The organism is Aquimarina longa SW024, assembly GCF_001401755.1.
In the GTDB taxonomy this organism is placed as follows: Bacteria; Bacteroidota; Bacteroidia; order Flavobacteriales; family Flavobacteriaceae; genus Aquimarina; species Aquimarina longa.
Genome location: NZ_KQ474103.1, coordinates 167,540 through 187,071 on the forward strand (window position 1 = coordinate 167,540; position 19,532 = coordinate 187,071).

A 19,532-nucleotide genomic window follows, 5' to 3' on the forward strand; every position below is an offset into this window, starting at 1 on the left:
TGTTTCAATCTTTACAATAGAACTAAAGTAACATAGTATACCTATTAAAATACCTGATATTATCAAATGAATTCTATAACAAATACAGTAATTTTGCTTTAGTACAAAAAAAAACAACTATTCTATGTCAATACATCAATTAGTCAAAGCATATGAAATCATTGATAAGGCTAACGCTGAAGATCCTACTATCGAAAAAATAAATGAAATATCTGTAGCTAAAGAATTAATCTACGGACAGAGAATGACTGCCATTATAGAAGAATTTGAACCAAATGCTTCTGAGGCACTTAAACTCGCTGCTAGAGCCCAACATATATGCAGGTGGCAAATCCCACGCAATAGCTACCCAATGGATCGTATTGGATACTTAAAATGGAGAGAAGAATTAAAAAAATTTCATGCATCAAAAGCTTCAGAAATCCTTAATCAGGTAGGATATGATGAGGTAACCATTGATCGAGTTTCTTTTTTAATACAAAAAAAACAACTAAAAAGAGATAAAGACACTCAGACTTTAGAAGATACTATCTGCCTTGTTTTTCTTAAATTTTATTATGAAAGTTTTATAACAAAACACACTGATGAAAAAGTGATAAATATTCTTCAAAAAACTTGGCAAAAAATGTCTCCTAAAGGACATGAAGCTGCATTGCAACTTTCATATTCAGATAAGGCATTAGAACTAATTAAACAAGCTTTAGCTTAGCATAAAAACTAGTTAGTTATACACTACTAGTTTTTTTTTTGATTACCTCATTGCGATAATAATCTATAATACCATCAATTGGTCTTCTTACGATATTACCAACGGTAAGGTGATATGGCCAAACTGCAGCTCTAATGATATCTTCACTAAAATGTGCTATTGATCCAATAAAATGAACAGGAACATTTTGAGACTCAGGAAAACAAAGTACTCTAGTTTCTATAAATTCTTGAATTCCTTCAGTTACGATCTTATAAAAATAACCATTACGCTCACTTGTAAAAATAAATTCTGCAAAAGAAGCTAAGTATGTATTGGGGTTATCCTTTTTATATAAATTAAGTTTGATTACATCCGAGGTAAGATCAAAACGTTTTTCAAACTCTGAGGCCACTTCTTGTGGCATTCTCTTATAATAGTAATCTCTTATCAACCTTTTTCCAAAATGATTACCACTAGCTTCATCCATAAGAATATATCCTAAAGAGTCAACAGACATATGTATATCATCTCCATCAAAATAACAGCTATTAGATCCTGTTCCTAGTATACAAACAATACCAGGTTCTGTAGTAGCTGCATATACTGCTGCAACCATATCTTCTTTTACAACAACTTCTGCATTACTAAAAAATTCTTCAAAAACTTTTTTTAGCATTGCTGTAGGCTTTGCCGTACCACATCCTGCTCCATAAAAATGTACTGTATTTATTTTATCCCGATATGATGAAAGTTCTTCATTTTTATGAATCCTTTTTTCTAAAAGAGATTTATCAAATACAGCAGGGTTTAATCCTTCTGTACGGGTTTTAAAAACGATATCTCCTATATCATCAAGAAGAATCCAATCGCATTTAGTAGAACCACCGTCGGCTAATAAAATCATTTCGAAAAGTTGTTAGTTGTTAGTTATGAAAATGCTTACTATTTATAAATCTCTTTTTGGTATATCAAACTGAGTTTGTCACTTTTTTTTCACCTCCCAAAGTTATAGAAAATTTTTTGACAGACTCAGTATTGATATGATATCTTATAGTATACTATAGATTACCTACATGAGTTGATAAATCAACCAATTTTGTAGAATACCCAAACTCATTATCGTACCATGACACCAACTTAAAGAAATTGTCATTAAGAGCAATTCCGGCATTAGCATCAAACACAGATGTTCTAGGCTCTCCTACAAAATCCTGAGATACTACAGCTTCTTCTGTATATCCAAGAATCCCTTTTAATTCATTTTCAGAAGCCTTTTTTATAACAGCCTTAAGATCTTCATAAGATACTGACTTCTTAGTTTTTACAGTAAGATCTACTACAGAAACATCTGCTGTAGGTACTCTAAATGCCATCCCTGTTAATTTTCCTTGTAAAGTAGGAATAACTTTAGTTACTGCTACTGCAGCACCTGTAGTAGAAGGAATTATATTATTTAATGCACTACGTCCTAATCTATAGTTTTTTCTAGATGGAGTATCTACAGTAGCTTGTGTAGCAGTAGCAGCATGTACTGTCGTCATTAAACCTTCTTCAATACCAAAATTATCATCGATAACCTTTGCTAAAGGAGCCAAACAGTTTGTAGTACATGAAGCATTAGAGACAATAGTATCTGTAGCTTTAACATCTTTATGATTCACTCCCATTACAAACATTGGAGCATCTTTTGAAGGCGCAGAGATCACTACTTTCTTAGCTCCCGCTTTAAGATGTGCCGCTGCACTATCTAAGGTTGTAAAAATTCCTGTACAATCCATAACAACATCTACCCCTATAGCATCCCATTTAAGATCTTCTGGATTACGCTCTGCTGTTACTCTAATCTCTTTATTATTTACTACAAGGTTACCATTTTTAACTTCTATGCTCCCATCAAATTCTCCATGTACAGAATCATATTTTAATAAGTAAGCTAAATGCTCTACATCTAATAAATCGTTAATCGCTATAATCTCTACATTATCTCGCTTAGAAGCAATTCTAAAAGCGATTCTCCCTATTCTACCAAAACCGTTAATTCCAATTTTTAACGTACTCATAATTAATATTTTAGTTGTTAATTTATACTGACTGTGGTTATATTACATAAAACTATACCGATGTTATATCGGCTACTTTTATTAACTCATCATATTTATATGATCTTTTATCTAATGCGACTGTAAGCGGTACAATAGTAATTTTTTTATGAACTATTCCAACCATTACCTCACTTCTACCTTCTAGTAATGCCTCTACAGCGCCTACTCCTAATTTACTAGCTAGTACTCTATCATAGCAACTTGGAGCACCACCTCGTTGAATATGCCCTAATACAGAAACTCGTACTTCATAATCATCAAGATTTTCTTCGACATATTCTCCTAATTCAAAAATATTTTTACCTGATTTATCACCTTCTGCGACAACTATTATACTCGAAGTTTTTCCTGTTTTTTTACTTTTCTTAAGAGATTCTAATAAGCGTTCTACTCCCATGTCTTCTTCTGGGATCAAAATTTCTTCTGCCCCTGCTCCTATCCCTGCATTTAATGCTATATCACCTGCATCACGCCCCATCACTTCTATAAGAAATAATCGATTATGGGAACTTGCAGTATCTCTAATCTTATCAATTGCCTCGACCACCGTATTTAACGCTGTATCATATCCTATTGTATAATCTGTTCCATTAATATCATTATCAATAGTTCCTGGAATACCTACAACAGGAAAACCAAACTCCTCTGACAATTTTAATGCTCCAGTAAAACTCCCATCTCCACCTATTATAACAAGTGCATCTATCTTGTTTTTGATTAAATTGTCATGCGCTTTTTGCCTTCCTTCAAAAGTTCTAAATTCTTTTGAGCGAGCAGATTTTAGAAAAGTCCCACCTTTATTTATAATATTACGTACGGATCGAGCATTCAACTCTTCAATCTCATTATGGATAAGCCCCTCATAACCTTTATAAATACCAAAACACTTTACATCATAGTAACTGCAAGCCCGAACTACTGCACGAATGGCAGCATTCATCCCAGGAGCATCTCCTCCTGAAGTTAAAACGGCTATATTCTTAACTTTTTTAGTCATCAAGCCAAATCTATCGCTATTGACATTAATAACCTAATTTGAAAAAAAACTAAAACGTTTTCGGTTGATAAGTTCAGTGTTTAATAAAAAAACTCTTGCTAAATATGGCACAAAAACAACATTTTTTATAAAAACACCCAATAGTACACGCTCTTTTTTAACCTAAAGATTCTTTACAAAAAACAATAATCACTATCAAAACCATCACCCTAGCAATATAAACATGTATATATTTCTTTTTTTTAACAAAAACACCTTAACATTAACATCTTAATTAGTACCGCCTTTTACTCTCTAATTTTATCTTTAATTATTACCATATACTCATATTATCCTATTCAAAACTTGTCGTCCGAATATAAAACTTGTATTTTTCGATTATATCAAAAAAATTGAGATCACTTTATAATCAAAAAGAATTACTTTACTTTGTAAGAAGATTTCATTGCACAAAATCAACATAATTAAAAAAGTTTAATGCCAAAGTTTCCATTTTATAGACAAACAGAATCAAAAGATTGTGGCCCTACTTGTATTAAAATTATTGCTAAACATTACGGAAAAGTTCTTAATACACCAAAAATTAGAGAATTAAGCGAAACTACTCGAGAAGGAAGTTCTCTACTAGGGCTAAGTGATGCTGTAGAACAAATAGGTTTTAGATCTCTTGGTGTAAAATTATCTTTAACAAAATTAGATGAAGTCCCATTACCATGTATCGTACACTGGAATAAGGTTCACTATGTTGTTGTTTATAAAATAAAAACTACAAGAAAAGGAAAAATAACCATCTATGTTTCTGACCCTGCTCATGGATTAATCACATATACCAAAGAAGAATTTATTACTGCATGGATTGGTAATAATGCTAATGAAGATACCGAGGAAGGAGTGGCATTATTAGTAGAACCCTCTCCCAAGTTTTATAATGATGATTTAGATGAAAAAAAGGAAGAATTTGGTTTCAAGTTTATTTCTAAATACCTATTTAAGTATAAGACTTTCCTTTTTCAGCTTATACTAGGTCTTGCAGCCGGTAGTTTACTACAGCTTATCACTCCTTTTTTAACCCAAAGTATTGTAGATGTCGGAATTAAAAATCAGGATCTTAATTTTGTATACCTTGTTTTGATCGCAATGTTATCCTTATTTATAGGTAGAACTTTAATTGATGTACTTAGAAGCTGGATTTTATTACATCTAAGTACTCGTATTAACATTTCATTAATTTCTGATTTTTTTATAAAATTAATGAATCTCCCTATCTCCTATTTTGATGTAAAAATGACAGGAGACCTTTTACAACGAATTAATGATCATAAAAGAATTGAGCAGATATTAACCATGTCTTCGCTAAACGTACTTTTCTCGATGGTCAATTTAATCATATTTAGTATTGTTCTGATTTATTATAGTATTCCGATTTTTGGGATTTTTGCCATAGGTAGTATAATCTACTTTGCTTGGATACTCATATTTTTTAAAAAACGTAAAAAACTAGATTATAAACGATTCTCACAAATCAGTGAAGAACAGAGTAAAGTTATTGAACTTGTAAATGGTATGCAGGAGATTAAACTGCATAATGCTGAAAAAAGAAAACGATGGAACTGGGAGTTCGTACAAGCTAAATTATTTAGAATATCTATCGAAAATCTAGCACTAGAGCAATATCAAAGTGTAGGGTCTGCTTTTATAAATGAGTTAAAAAACATTTTGATTACTGTTTTCTCTGCAAAACTAGTTATCGATGGAGATATTACATTAGGGATGATGCTTGCCATAACAGCTATTGTAGGGCAATTAAATGCTCCTATTGCTCAGTTAATTAATTTTCTTAGAGAACTCCAAGATGCGCAAATCTCACTAGAACGCCTTGGAGAAATTCATAATAAAGAAAATGAAGAAGAAATAGGAGAAGAAAAAATAACAGAAATTCCGGATAATTCAGACTTCGAAATTAAAGATTTATCTTTTAGATACGTTGGATCCGACATACATGTTTTAGAAAACCTAAACCTATCAATTCCTGCAAATAAAATAACAGCAGTTGTAGGTGTAAGTGGTAGTGGTAAAACTACATTAATGAAATTATTACTTAAGTTTTATGAACCTAATGAAGGGCAAATTTTTATCGGATCTCATGATCTAAAAAATGTTTCTCAAAAATCTTGGAGAGATCATTTTGGAGTAGTTATGCAAGAAGGATATATATTTAATGATACCATAGCTAATAATATTGCTGTAGGAGAAGATTATGTAGATAAGAAAAAATTAGCACATGCTGTTGATGTTGCAAATATAAAAGAGTTTATAGAAAATCTACCACTGTCTTATAATACCAAAATCGGTATGGAAGGTGTCGGATTAAGTACTGGTCAAAAACAACGATTATTTATTGCTCGTTCTGTATATAAGAATCCAAAATACCTATTCTTTGATGAAGCAACATCTGCATTAGATGCCAATAATGAGAAAGTAATCATGGAAAAATTAGATGTTTTTTTTAAAGATAAAACGGTTATGGTTATAGCTCACCGACTAAGTACGGTAAAAAACGCACATCAAATTGTAGTTTTAGACAAAGGTAAAATCGTAGAAGTAGGAAATCATGAAGCATTAATTAAAAAAAGAGGAAATTATTATAACCTTGTTAAAAACCAACTTGAGTTGGGTAAATAAGAATTAGACACTATGCCAGACACATTAGACGACATACAATTACGTAGTGAAGAAGTACAAGAAATTTTGACCAGAGTACCTCATTGGATGATTAGATGGGGGAATCTTTTAATTTTAGTATTAATACTATTATTATTATTTCTTTCTTGGTTAATTAAATATCCAGATGTGATCCCCGCAGAAGCTATTATAACTACACGCATACCTCCACAAAAAGAGTATGCAAAAGTGAGTGAAAAGATTGAGTCATTACTAGTAAAAGACAATCAAATTGTTCCTAAGAATACTCCATTAGCAATATTAAAAAGTAATGCTAATTATAAAGATGTATTTCTACTAAAATCAATTATAGATACTATACAGATTAATAAAAAATCTTTTTCTTTTCCTATAGAAGAATTACCAGTACTTTTTTTAGGAGATATGGAAACAAGTTTTGCGTTATTTGAAAATAGCTATTCTGAGTATATTCTAAATAAGGAGCTACAACCTTTTTCTAATGAGGCTATCGCTAATCAAATTTCTTTATCAGAACTTTATCGAAGACTACAAAGTTTAAAGGCTCAAAAAAGACTTGCCAAAGCAGAACTAGAATTTAAAAGAAAAGAGTTGCAACGCCAGAAAAACTTATTCGAAAAAGGAGTCATCTCTGCTCAGGAATATGAAGGAAAAGAACTTGATTATTTGCAAGCCAAACGTAATTATGAAAATAATGACTTGCAGATATCTCAAATTAACGAAAGTATAAGTAATGCTAATAAAACATCTAAAGGCACTGAAATTAATAAACGAAAAGAGGAAATCAACTTATTTAAAAAAGTATTACAATCTTTTGATCAGTTAAAAAAGAGTATTAGAGACTGGGAATTACAGTATGTACTAAAATCAGATATAGAAGGACGTGTTTCTTTTCTTAACTTTTGGACCGAAAATCAAACAGTTGCTTCTGGAGATCTCGTATTTATCATTATTCCTTCAGAATATTCTTCCTATTTAGCAAAAATTAAAGCTCCTTCCCAAAATTCTGGAAAAATAAAAATAGGTCAAACAGCTAATATTAGATTAGAAAATTTCCCTGATGATGAGTTTGGAACACTTAAAGGGACTGTAAAACATATCTCTCTTTTACCGAATAAAGATGGTTTATATTTGATAGATGTAACTCTTCCCGAAAAATTAATCACTACATATAATAAAGAAATTCCTTTTAAACAAGAAATGAGAGGTATTGTAGAAATTATTACCGAGGATTTACGCCTTATAGAACGCTTCTTCTACCAGTTTAAGAAATTAACTGATGAATAATAAATAGAAATATCTTATAAAACTGTAGAAAAAAAAATGATTGTAACTATAATTGCTTTTATTTCACATATCATCAAAAACAGGTTACATTTCGACTAAATAGTGTTCTTTGTAGAAAAAAATTTAAATCATTGATTATTTTTAATTTCTTATAAATTATTAATATAAAATATATGAAACAAATAGCTTCTACTATTCTTTCCCTTATTTTTTTACTGATTTCTTGCAAAAATAACACTACAGAAAATACTACAGACACTTATAAAATCCCTCTTTATGTTTGGGCTCAGCTACCACAACATACTATTACTGATAAAGAATTATTAAATCAATTCCAAAAATTAAAAAATAAAGGAGTGGATGGAGTTATGTATGCTGCTGGTCATGATCCATTAACTTATAAGCGAGTAGGTAAAATTATAAAACAAGTAGGAATGGAGTTTCATGCATGGATTCCTACTATGGTACAAAATAACAATCCAAAATTACAACCAGAATGGTATGCTGTAAATGGTAAAGGAGAGTCTGCATTTGATAAACCTGCTTATGTACCTCACTACCAATTTTTATGTCCTAATAAAGATGAGGTCTATCATTTTTTAGAAAATTTATATCGTAACATTGCTGACATTAATGAAGTCGATGGAATCCATCTAGATTATATTCGTTTTCCTGATGTAATTTTGGCTAAAGGATTATGGAACAAGTATGATTTAGTAATGGATAAAGAATATCCTCAATTCGACTATTGCTACTGTGATAAATGTGTTCATGATTTTAAATCAGTATCAGGTATTGATATAAAAACTGTAGAAGACCCCTCCAAAGTAGAAGAATGGAAACAATTTCGTTATGATTTAATAACCAAAATCGTAAATCGATTAGCAGATGTAGTACATGATAAGAACAAAGTAATTAATGCAGCCGTTTTTCCTGGTCCAAATTCTATTGCTAAAAAATTAGTTCGACAAGAATGGAATAAATGGAATTTGGATGCTTTCTATCCTATGAACTATAATGATTTTTATATAGAAGGAACTGAGTGGATTGGACAACTGACAAAAGAAGAGGTTAATGCTGTAAGTACTAAAAAGCCTATTTACAGTGGCTTATTTATTTGTCCAAAACCAGAAAATAAAACTAATGAAGCAGATCCAGAAAATCATGGTTTATTACCCAGTGAATTAGAAGCAGCAATTAATGAATCTATGCGAAACGGAGCTACAGGTATTTGTTTATTTACACCCGATAGAATGACTTCTGCCCATTGGCAAGTTTTAGAAAAAGCAATTACTACAGATTATACTAAAAAATAGATTTTATATACCCCTAATTAGATAAAATAAAATATAAATGAGGAGAATAGCATCAATAGATATTTTTAGAGCTTTAACCATGGTATTAATGATTTGGGTCAATGATTTTCCTTCACTTTCAAACATCCCTAAATGGTTGAAACACGCAGCAGGTAATGAGGATTATATGGGGTTTTCTGATATTATTTTTCCACTATTTTTATTTATCGTAGGACTTAGTATCCCTTACGCTATCGAAAACAGATTATCAAAAAATGATAGTCCACTTATGATTGCCAAGCATATACTTATAAGATCACTTTCTTTAATACTTATAGGTGTTTTTATGGTAAACTATGAGAGTGCTCATCATGAGAGCATACTTATAGGCAAACATTTATGGGGTTTATTTATGGCTTTAGCCGTAGTCTTAATTTGGATGAACTGGAAAAGAAGCCCCATTTCTAAAAAATGGCATATCTATTTTCAAGTTTTTGGTTTTATCATACTTCTTTTTTTAGCAATTATATATAAAGGAGGCGCTCTAGGAGAAAACTGGATGAAAACCCAATGGTGGGGAATTCTAGGACTCATTGGTTGGGCATATGCTATAAATGCATTAATTTATCTCTATAGCAAACAAAGAATAGCCGTTATGATTATACTATGGATTGGTTTTAATATACTTTCTGTAGTACATCAAACTCATGGGATCGTATTCGAAAACGATTTTATCTCCATATTTTCTACACTATACACAGGTACAATACCTGCGTTTACAACTGCTGGTATTGTAGCAACATTAGTATTTAAAGAGTTGTCAAGAATTGATATTAAATGGTGTTATATAAGTTTTATTGCATTAGGTGTACTTCATATTATCTATGGATTAGCGACAAGATCTTATTGGGGCATTTCTAAAATACAGGCAACACCATCGTGGTTAGGAATATGTACAGGACTAGGGTTCCTTATATTTATACTATTATACTATATTACTGATGTCAAAAAACAAGTCGGTTGGGCAAAAATAATTACAGCAGCAGGTACCGCCACACTAACGTGTTATATGATTCCTTATTTTATATATCCGATTCGTGAAATAACAGGCATTAAACTTCCTGATTTTTTAAACTCATCAATAATCGGTTTATGCGTTTCTTTTGGCTTCTCTTTAGTAGTCGTTATCTTCACAGGTTGGTTAGAGCGTAAAAAATATAAATTAAAGCTATAATACAGAAGATCTATACTTAACCGTAAGTTTGATGTAAGTGACTCACACCAATTCGATCCAATAAAGGGAGGATTGTATTAACCCGTATTCTATGATTAAAGCAAGTAAATTTTCTTTGAGCACTGCGAATATATACGTTATACTTGATTTTTTAATTTAACCATAACGATGCTACGCTAAAACTAAGAAAATCACTGTATTTATGGCATCTTAAAACTTCATAACGAAGTCCTAATGCATAAAACGGGATAAAGAATAGTCATTCCTCAATCAAAAGTTTTGGCATCTTATGTTTATCAAAAAAACAGATACAATTCTCTCTACATTATATCGAAACTTTCGACTTAGCGTTAGACAAACTAAAATCGAGAGAGTATTATGAAAAATCACTTCTTGACGCTTTTTAAAATAGTATAGAAAAAAACAGTATCATATAAAAGCGTATTACAAATCATTCATAACACGTTACATTCTTACAATAGCAGATTACATTCCTACAATAACACGTTACATTCTTACAATAGCAGATTACATTCCTACAATAACACGTTACATTCTTACAATAGCAGATTACATTCTTACAATAACACGTTACATTCTTACAATAGCAGATTACATTCCTACAATAACACGTTACATACTTACAATAGCAAGTTGCATTCCTACAATAGCAGATTACAAATTACCTATAACAGATTACATTCTTACAATAGCACGTTACACTCCTACAATAGCAGATTACAAACCTTTATATTAAGTTAAACCTCATCAAAATCAGGTTAAAAATCATGTATATCGAATTATATTATAAGATATACATACTCAAAAATCTATCAACAAAATATACTCTAAAAGCATAGTTAAACACTTATATACAGACAATCTCTAAGCTTTATAGTTCCTTAAAAATCAAAAAAACTTAGCTTTCTATTCTAAAACTAGAAAACCAAAATACTCTGGGGCATGAAACTGAGGTTTGGTAGTCATAGGACTACTCCAACATGCAAAGGTTGCGCTCTCTACAGTAGCTATCCAATCTTTATCAATATGATCCACATTAGAAATTACTCTAAACATATTTAGTCTAAAAATGTTGTTTACAGTAGTTTTGGGATAATCTAAAAGTTTAAGCGGGATTTTTAGATATCCTTTCCAAAGGTTATTTTCAATATCTTTTTCAGCTGTATGTGCTATACCAGATTCGTGTACATCTATCAACTGTAGTTTATAAGCGTTATCACTTTTATATCTCTTGTTTACTTTACCTATAAACAATGCATTATTAGGGTTTAATTGGATCTCTATATAATGCTCCTGAGCTTCTTTTCCTTTACTTATAAAAAGCTCAAATACTTCTTGCCTAAACATCCAAGAATTATCTTTTGTGTAATAGTTTTGATCTAACCTTGGATTATTTCTACACTCGAATTTTATTTCTAAAAAATCATCATCATACTTCATAGAAACCAAAGTTTCTTCTTGTATAGGCATTCCGCCTACAGCGTGATTAAAATATAAATTATCAATTTCGCTAAATTCTTTCTTATTAATTTTTAGAACAGGAAGCTCAGTTGTACTATCTGTATCTGTCAATTTTATCTGATCTTTATCTTTATTGTCTTTTTTACAGGATAAGGATGATAGAATGAGTAGTATTACTATTATTTTTTTCATGATACACTATTTATTACACTCTAAACTACAATAATATATTTAAAATTAGAATACCTCTCTAGTTTCATTATTGTTAGATTTAAAAATAATGAAACTAGAGAGGTATATGATCTTACCTGATATTATATTACTAATATATAATACCCGTTTAATATATTATAAACTATGAGTCAACTTCTTTTTTAGTACTATCAGATTTTTTACTAGCTATCCAATCAGATACTAATTCTTCTAGGACTGTAAGTGGTACTGCTCCATCGGTTAATACTACATCATGAAATTCTCTAATATCAAATTGGTCACCAAGTTTTTTCTTTGCATTTTCGCGTAATTCGAGAATCTTAATCATTCCAACCTTATAAGCCGTTGCTTGGCTTGGCATTACAATATGTCGTTCTACCATTTTTATAGCATCAATCTCTGCATTAGGAGTATTATCAGTATAATACTTAATCCCTTCTTCTCTTGTCCATTTTTTACTATGGATTCCTGTATCTACCACTAATCTACAGGCTCTCCATAACTCCATTGCTAGTCTACCAAAATCAGAATATGGATCACTATACATTCCTATTTCTTTAGGTAAGAACTCTGTATACAATCCCCAACCTTCTGTATAGGCTGTGTATCCTCCAAATTTTCTAAACTTAGGGACACCTTCTAATTCTTGTGCTATAGATCGTTGCATGTGGTGACCTGGTATCCCTTCATGATATGCTAATGCTTCCATTTGATATTTTGGCATTGCTTTCATATCATATAGATTCGCATAATAGGTTCCTGGTCTTGATCCATCTGGAGTACCGCTTTGATAGAAAGCTTTTCCTGCACTTTTTTCTCTAAAAGACTCCACTGCTTTTACTACAATACCTGCTTTAGGTTTAGTAATAAAAAGTTCATCTAGTTTAGATTTCATAGTATCAATCAATCCTACAGCCTCCTTAAGATACGCTGCTTTTCCTTCTTCATTATTATCAAAATAGAACTTTTTATCTTTCTTCATATAGGTAAAAAAATCTTGCAACGTTCCTTCGTACTCAACTTGTTTCATGATACCACGCATTTCGTTATGAATTCGTTCTACTTCTTTTAATCCAAGGTCATGGATTTCTACCGCAGTCATATCTGTAGTTGTAGTACGTTTTAATGCATTGTCATAAAACTTATCTCCTTTAGGAAATTTCCAAGCACCATCTTCTGTTGTTGCTCTTTGTTGTTGTTGTTCTAATAATGCAATAAGTTTCTGAAAAGCTGGTTTTACACTATCAACGAGTCCTTTTCTTGCTTTGGATATTAATTCATTATGTTCTACCTCAGAAAGCTCTAATACTGAGATCTTATTTTTAAAATCAGCTAGCAATGTACTTTCTTGATTAGAGTTATCAAATGGTTGTCCTGTAATAATATTATGACTATCATCCAGAACTTTAGCAAATACGAACTTTGGAGGAAGAACTCCGTTCTTTTCTCTAATCTTCATGTTTTCTATCCCTTGAATAAATAGTGCATTTACTCCATTTAATCTAGAGATATATGCTTCTGCATCACTTTTATCCTTTATTCTATGCATATTAATCAAAAAAGCCGGTATTGATGATTGCATGCCTCGCATTTGATTTACAGGATAGTTATAAAATCGATATTGAAAATCTTCAATCTTATTTTCAAGACTTTTTTTCATCAACTTATAACTCAATGCAGTCGTTTTATCTAATTTAGATACTTCTATAGATTTTTTTAAATATGTAAGACGTTTCTTTGCTTTTTCTAGATCTTCTACTTCTTTTTTAGAAGATATATCGTCCCACTTACCATAATCTTCTGTTTTTATTCCTAAATAAGTTTGTCGCATAGGAGAATTGGCTACATCTTCCTGAAATTGTACTTCGAACCAATTGTTTAATTGTTTAGAATATTCTTCTATGACTTTTTCTGAAGAAACAGTATCTTTTTCGACTTCTTTTGCTTCTTGCTTACAGGCAATCACTGTAAAAAAAGAAGAAAACAAGGCTATACCAATTTTTATTTTATTCATTATATGTATGTTTGTTAGTTATTAGTAAAAGCTATTTTAAAATTAAAACTTCTATTGCAGAATCATAGTACACCTTATGTGTTTGTTTCTTAAAATCAGATGATTTTGCTTTAAATATGTTAGGGACATAGGTTTGTGGATTCAGATCTATTAAAGGAAACCATGTACTCTGTACTTGTATTTGTATTTTATGTCCTTTTCTAAAAGTATGGTGTATATCTTGTAGTTTTATAGAGACTCCTGTTTTTTGATGTGCTATAAAAGGTTCTGGTGTACTAAAATCATTTCTAAAACGTCCTCTCATCACCTCACTACGAACCATCATATGATAATTAGCCATTTTTAAATACTCTTGTGTTTCTTCTGTATCTATAGCATCATTAGGATAAACATCTATTAATTTTACAATCCAATCTGCATCAGTACCTGTTGTCGCAACGTTTAATTTTGCTAAAACCTCCCCTGATAAAGTCATATCTTCGGTAAGTATTGGGGTTTCAAAAACTAATACATCAGGTCGGCGTGCTGCAAATCGTTGATCATCTGTCATATATTTTCTAGGAGTAAATACCATTTTAACATCTTCAGAATATGGAACGGGTTTTTTTGGATCACTTATAAATTCTGAAAAACCATCTTTAGTTTTATCCGACAATACTTCATTTTCTGAAAGGTAAAACGTTTTTTTCTTTGCATTTTTTGGAGGCCAAGTTTCATAAGAATCCCATTCTTTCTTACCTGTATCAAAAATCTGGATTTCGGGTAATTTCGTTTTTCCATTAGCTTCTTCTTTTAAGAAGTGGTTAAAAAACGGAGTTTCTATATTTTTTTGAAAATGTAATGAAATATCATCTCCAAAATATACATTACCTATCGCTTGTCGTTTTTTAGTTCTCGACCAATCTCCGTGGCTCCAAGGACCAAAAACCATAATATTATAGTTTTCACTTTTCTTTTCTATATTCTCATAGGTTTCAAAAGGACCATATAAATCTTCGGCATCAAACAATCCTCCTACTGTCATCACAGCAGGTTTGATATTTTTTAAATGCTGAATGATTCCTCTTTTCTGCCAGAATTCATCATAATTAGGATGCTCTTTTAATTGCGTCCAGAATACATTATCTTCTTTATAGTACGTATCTAAATTAGATAATGGTCCTACGTCCAAAAAGAAGTCATACTGATCTTTACTTGGTAGATCTGTAAACGTATACCATGCTTCTGATACTGGTTTTGTTTTTTCATAACCAAATAATGCCGTTACTCTCCAATAACTTAATAAGTATGCCCCATTATGATGAAAGTCATCAAAAAAGAAGTCTCCTATACAGGCTTGTGGAGATACTGCTTTTAAGGCAGGATGTGCATCTAATAAGGAATACGTAGCATAAAAACCTGGATATGAAATACCCCAAATCCCTACTTTTCCATTCGTATTCTTCACATTCTTTACTAACCAATCTATAGTATCATAAGTATCACTAGCCTCATCAAATTGTTTACCTGTCTTATTAGGAATATACGCTCGCATATTATCATACACTCCTTCACTCATCCATCGACCTCTAACATCTTGATAAACGATAATGTTACCTTCTTTCATTAAAAATTCATTAGGTCCTATCTTTGATTTAAACGCTCCTTCTCCATAAGGAATTGAACTATATGGAGTTCTTTGCATTAAAATAGGATGTTTTTTTGATGTATCCTTAGGGGAATAAATTGTAGTATGTAGTTTAATACCGTCTCTCATAACGATATCTACTTCTTGCTTGGTATAATGCTCCTTTACATCATATAAAGAAGTTGCTTGAGAAAATGTAGGAGTAGTATAAAAAAACACTATACTCCATATTAGAATTAGCCTAAATGATTGCATTTATATAAATTTAGTTTGCCGATGAAGATAAAAAAACCGAACTTCTAGCAATACATTTTTAAGGAGAATTTAACACCTCAAAACAGCTAAAAATCATACACAAAAATATTTTTTATTTTAATTCTTGTAAGAAACAAAACTATTTTTAAGTGCTATTAATTATGATAAGTTTACTCTATACGATGTTTTTTTAGACAGGGTGTACTAATAGTATTTCTATTTATTAAAATTCTGTAAACCAGTTTTTAGCCACATTAGGTATTCATTAGTATCCGGAGTATAAGCTGTCGTGTAATTAAGCAACTCCATATCAGCATTTAATAACACATAATAGGGCTGAGAGTTATTTTTAAAGTTTACTGTTTGAAAAGTAGCCCATTTATCTCCAATCGTTTCAATATCCTTTACACGTTTATCGGGTTTTAAAAATTTAAACTGATCATCTTTTGATAGTTTCTTTCGATCATCTACATATAAAGAAATGAGAATATATTTATTTTTAAGTATATCCGTAACTTCTGGGTAACTCCATACTTGTTCTTCCATTTTGCGGCAATTAACACAAGCCCATCCCGTAAAATCCAGTATAATTGGTTTATTTTGAGTTTTGGCTGCTTTCACTCCTTCTTCAAAATCTGTATAGGCATTAAGCCCTAATGGACCATGTGATTCTTTTTCATATATACTATAAAATAACGGTGGAGGGAAACCACTTAATAATTTTAAGTTAGCTGCAACGGTATTAGTAAGTCCAGGGATTAAGTAAATCACAAATGCTAAGGTTATAATACCTAACGCTTTTCTTCCTTTACTCAATTTTTGTATCGGGCTATCATGCGGAAAACGTATTTTTCCAAAAAGATATAGCACCATACCTAAACCAATTAATATCCATATCCCTATAAATAATTCTCGTTTTAGAATTCCCCAATGTTCTACAAGATCTGCATTGGATAAAAACTTAAATGCTAATGCTACTTCAATAAACCCTAGCACTACTTTTACTGCATTTAACCACCCTCCACTCTTAGGTAAAGAGTTTAACCAATTAGGGAATAGTGCAAATAATGCAAATGGTAAAGCTAAGGCTAATCCAAAACCTCCCATACCAAAACTTAACTGCATTGCTCCACCATCACTACTAAGAGAGCCTCCTAAGAGTGAGCCTAAAATTGGACCGGTACATGAGAATGATACTAATGCTAGTGTTAACGCCATAAAAAACACTCCTATCACACCTCCTATACTTGTTGCTTTACTATCTAGCTTAGTACTCCATGATGCTGGCAATGTTATTTCGAAATATCCAAAAAATGATATTGCAAATACAATAAAAATGATAAAAAAGATAATATTAAGTGTCACATTAGTAGAAATATTATTCAATATTTCTGGATCTAATGAATCTAATACATGAAAAGGAAGACTTAATAAAACGTATATGATAAAAATGAAGAATCCATATAAAATTGCATTAAACAATCCTTTTTTACGATCCTTAGCACTTTTTGTAAAAAAGGAAACAGTAAGCGGAATCATAGGAAACACGCATGGAGTTAATAAGGCTATCAATCCTCCTAAAAATCCTAGTATAAATATCTTAAAATAACTTTTTTCGTCTACATGCTCTGCCGGAAAAACATCCCACCCTGTTACACCAATATGCAATGCTTCGGATTTATTTTTATCTTCTGCTGTGATACTTGATACATCTCCTTTGTTTTCGGATGCTCCTCCTAAAAGGTTTATATCAAATTTTATTACCTGTGGTGCTAAACATCGCTCATCATCACATATAGAAAAAAACACCTCTGCACTAATGGTTTTAATACTCTTATCTAGGAGTTTAATTTTTTGAGAAAATATAGCTTTCTTTTCGAAATATTTCACATCCATCTCAAATATGTTATCATATTTCTCTATGCCTTTAGGTTCTATAGTTTTTCCTATAAGCTCATACGTATCAGGAGCATTAGCATAGGTAAACTCTGTAGGTGTAGGAGCAATCTCATCACTTTCTATTACATTCTGAGAATACAAGTGCCATCCTTTATCCAATGTAGCTTTAAAACATAAAATATAAGTATCTTCCGTTTCTTTTTTAACACTAGCATCCCATTTTATAGGATCCAATGCTTGCGAAAAAAGTGTCGTTGAAAATAATATTGTTGTTAGTAATAAAAAAAAGTAACGCATCAGGTTATTGTAATTTTTAATATTTGTTTGGTTTGGGGCATTATTTTATATCTATTATCTGCTCTATAATTAATAATCCAGATAATTTCTTTTCCGGAGCATAGCAACCATACTCTTTCTTTGGCTAATAAAGATAGTTTTTCATCTTTAAAATATTTACTCAGCTTCTTTTTTCCACTCATTCCCAATGGGTAAAAATAGTCGCCTTCTTTCCATTTTCTTACAGTTAGCGGATATTTTAACTTTTCTTTATCAACATATATCGTTTTAAGATCTGCGTTGGATAGTTCTGATACGCTTCTAAACTTAAGAGTTCCAGAAGGAATCATCAACATACTCTCGGCTTCGGGTATCGTATACTCACGATCAGAAGTTTCTTCTGCCAGAGAGCTTATTAATAAACATTCTCGATCTTTTACTAATCGATGCGTTTCTGAAAAAATTTGTTTTCCTGATTGTGCTGTAACCATCTGAGCAATATCATCCCATGGTTTAAAACCATAATCATCCTTTAATAAAAAATATAAATATATTCTAGGATTCCCATACTCCTGTAATTTAGGAATTGATATTTTTATAGTAATATCATCTAGGGGTTCCAATAATTCTTTTCTTATTTGAGCCACTTCCATTTTTATAAACTCATTACTTTCTTTAAGATATTCTAAAGTAGTTTGAAAGTTTTTTAAAAACTGTGGGGTTGTCTGTTTTAATTCAGGGATTACAGTATGTCTAAGTCTATTTCTTAAATATTTAGTTTCTCTATTACTGCTATCCTCTCGCCATTGAATATTATTTTTATGAGCAAATTTTAAAATCATCTCTCGCGAGAAAGGTAACAATGGACGAACAAACATTTCATTCTCTTCTGGTATTCCTATTAATCCTTCAATACCTGTACCTCTTGATAGGTTTATTAAAAAAGTTTCGAGATTATCATCTGCATGATGTGCTGTAAGAACATAATTAAATTGATAATCTGATACTAAATTTCTAAACCAATTATACCTCAGTTCTCTTGCTGCCATCTGGATAGAAAGACGGCGTTCTTTTGCATATTGTTCTGTATTAAAATGGGTGATATATATCTGAGAATTGATCTTACCAGCTAATGCTTCTATAAATTTTTCATCACCATCACTTTCTGTTCCTCTTAGATTAAAATTACAATGTGCTATTGAAAATTTTATATTCAGTAGTTTACAAAGATTAACTAATACAACACTATCCAATCCTCCACTACAGGCAATTAATATGTTACTTTCTAAAAGAAAAGGAAGTGTATTAGTTATATGGTTTTTAAATTCGTGTAACAATTAGATTCTGTTTTATATAATTGATTTTAGTTTTTTTCAAATATACGATTTTGAATTGCGATAACAATTCTTCATAAGAACCACAATAAATGCTGATTATCAAGTTTTTAACATTAAAATTAG

The 19,532-nt window shown here is 31.0% G+C and carries 13 protein-coding genes; 5 read left to right on the forward strand and 8 right to left on the reverse strand.

What is annotated here, in order from left to right:
• Nucleotides 1-124 precede the first annotated feature (124 nt).
• Nucleotides 125-709 (forward strand): DUF4202 domain-containing protein, encoded by a 585-nt coding sequence (locus tag N456_RS18445; RefSeq protein WP_062060350.1) that lies wholly within the window; start codon nucleotides 125-127, stop codon nucleotides 707-709.
• Between the two features lie 16 nt (nucleotides 710-725).
• On the opposite strand, the gene N456_RS18450 is transcribed toward N456_RS18445, so the two are convergent.
• The 3 genes from N456_RS18450 to pfkA form a co-directional block, all read right to left on the reverse strand.
• Nucleotides 726-1,595 (reverse strand): BadF/BadG/BcrA/BcrD ATPase family protein, encoded by an 870-nt coding sequence (locus N456_RS18450; RefSeq protein WP_062060352.1) that lies wholly within the window; start codon nucleotides 1,593-1,595, stop codon nucleotides 726-728.
• Nucleotides 1,596-1,749: 154 nt separating this feature from the next.
• Nucleotides 1,750-2,751, reverse strand: coding sequence for a type I glyceraldehyde-3-phosphate dehydrogenase (gene gap, locus N456_RS18455; protein WP_062060354.1), 1,002 nt, complete (start codon nucleotides 2,749-2,751; stop codon nucleotides 1,750-1,752).
• Nucleotides 2,752-2,803: 52 nt separating this feature from the next.
• Nucleotides 2,804-3,790, reverse strand: coding sequence for a 6-phosphofructokinase (pfkA, locus tag N456_RS18460; protein ID WP_062060356.1), 987 nt, complete (start codon nucleotides 3,788-3,790; stop codon nucleotides 2,804-2,806).
• 477 nt (nucleotides 3,791-4,267) lie between these two features.
• On the opposite strand from pfkA, the gene N456_RS18465 reads away from it, so the two are divergent.
• From N456_RS18465 to N456_RS18480, 4 genes are all read left to right on the forward strand, one after another.
• Nucleotides 4,268-6,472, forward strand: a complete 2,205-nt coding sequence (locus N456_RS18465; RefSeq protein WP_062060358.1) for a peptidase domain-containing ABC transporter — start codon at nucleotides 4,268-4,270, stop codon at nucleotides 6,470-6,472.
• 12 nt (nucleotides 6,473-6,484) lie between these two features.
• On the forward strand, nucleotides 6,485-7,777 hold the full coding sequence (locus tag N456_RS18470) for an HlyD family secretion protein (RefSeq protein WP_062060360.1): 1,293 nt from the start codon (nucleotides 6,485-6,487) through the stop codon (nucleotides 7,775-7,777).
• A 173-nt stretch (nucleotides 7,778-7,950) separates the two neighbouring features.
• Complete coding sequence (locus tag N456_RS18475; protein ID WP_062060362.1) at nucleotides 7,951-9,093, forward strand: glycoside hydrolase family protein; 1,143 nt, start codon at nucleotides 7,951-7,953, stop codon at nucleotides 9,091-9,093.
• Nucleotides 9,094-9,130: 37 nt separating this feature from the next.
• Nucleotides 9,131-10,306 (forward strand): DUF5009 domain-containing protein, encoded by a 1,176-nt coding sequence (locus N456_RS18480; protein ID WP_062060364.1) that lies wholly within the window; start codon nucleotides 9,131-9,133, stop codon nucleotides 10,304-10,306.
• 927 nt (nucleotides 10,307-11,233) lie between these two features.
• Here N456_RS18480 and N456_RS18485 read toward each other — a convergent pair.
• The 5 genes from N456_RS18485 to tilS all read right to left on the reverse strand — a co-directional run bounded on the left by N456_RS18485 (nucleotide 11,234) and on the right by tilS (nucleotide 19,409).
• On the reverse strand, nucleotides 11,234-11,980 hold the full coding sequence (locus N456_RS18485) for a carbohydrate-binding family 9-like protein (RefSeq protein WP_062060366.1): 747 nt from the start codon (nucleotides 11,978-11,980) through the stop codon (nucleotides 11,234-11,236).
• A 163-nt stretch (nucleotides 11,981-12,143) separates the two neighbouring features.
• Nucleotides 12,144-14,015 carry a DUF885 domain-containing protein gene (locus N456_RS18490; protein ID WP_062060368.1) on the reverse strand — a complete coding sequence of 624 codons (1,872 nt, stop codon included), beginning with the start codon at nucleotides 14,013-14,015 and terminating at the stop codon, nucleotides 12,144-12,146.
• Between the two features lie 31 nt (nucleotides 14,016-14,046).
• A complete protein-coding gene (locus N456_RS18495; protein ID WP_062060370.1) occupies nucleotides 14,047-15,897 on the reverse strand; it encodes a CocE/NonD family hydrolase in 1,851 nt (616 codons plus the stop codon).
• A 216-nt stretch (nucleotides 15,898-16,113) separates the two neighbouring features.
• Nucleotides 16,114-18,093: a protein-disulfide reductase DsbD family protein gene (locus N456_RS18500; RefSeq protein WP_062060372.1), complete on the reverse strand. Its 1,980-nt coding sequence runs from the start codon at nucleotides 18,091-18,093 to the stop codon at nucleotides 16,114-16,116.
• Nucleotides 18,093-19,409, reverse strand: coding sequence for a tRNA lysidine(34) synthetase TilS (gene tilS / locus N456_RS18505; RefSeq protein ID WP_062060374.1), 1,317 nt, complete (start codon nucleotides 19,407-19,409; stop codon nucleotides 18,093-18,095). The genes N456_RS18500 and tilS overlap by 1 nt, the downstream gene beginning before the upstream one ends.
• Nucleotides 19,410-19,532: the final 123 nt, after the last annotated feature.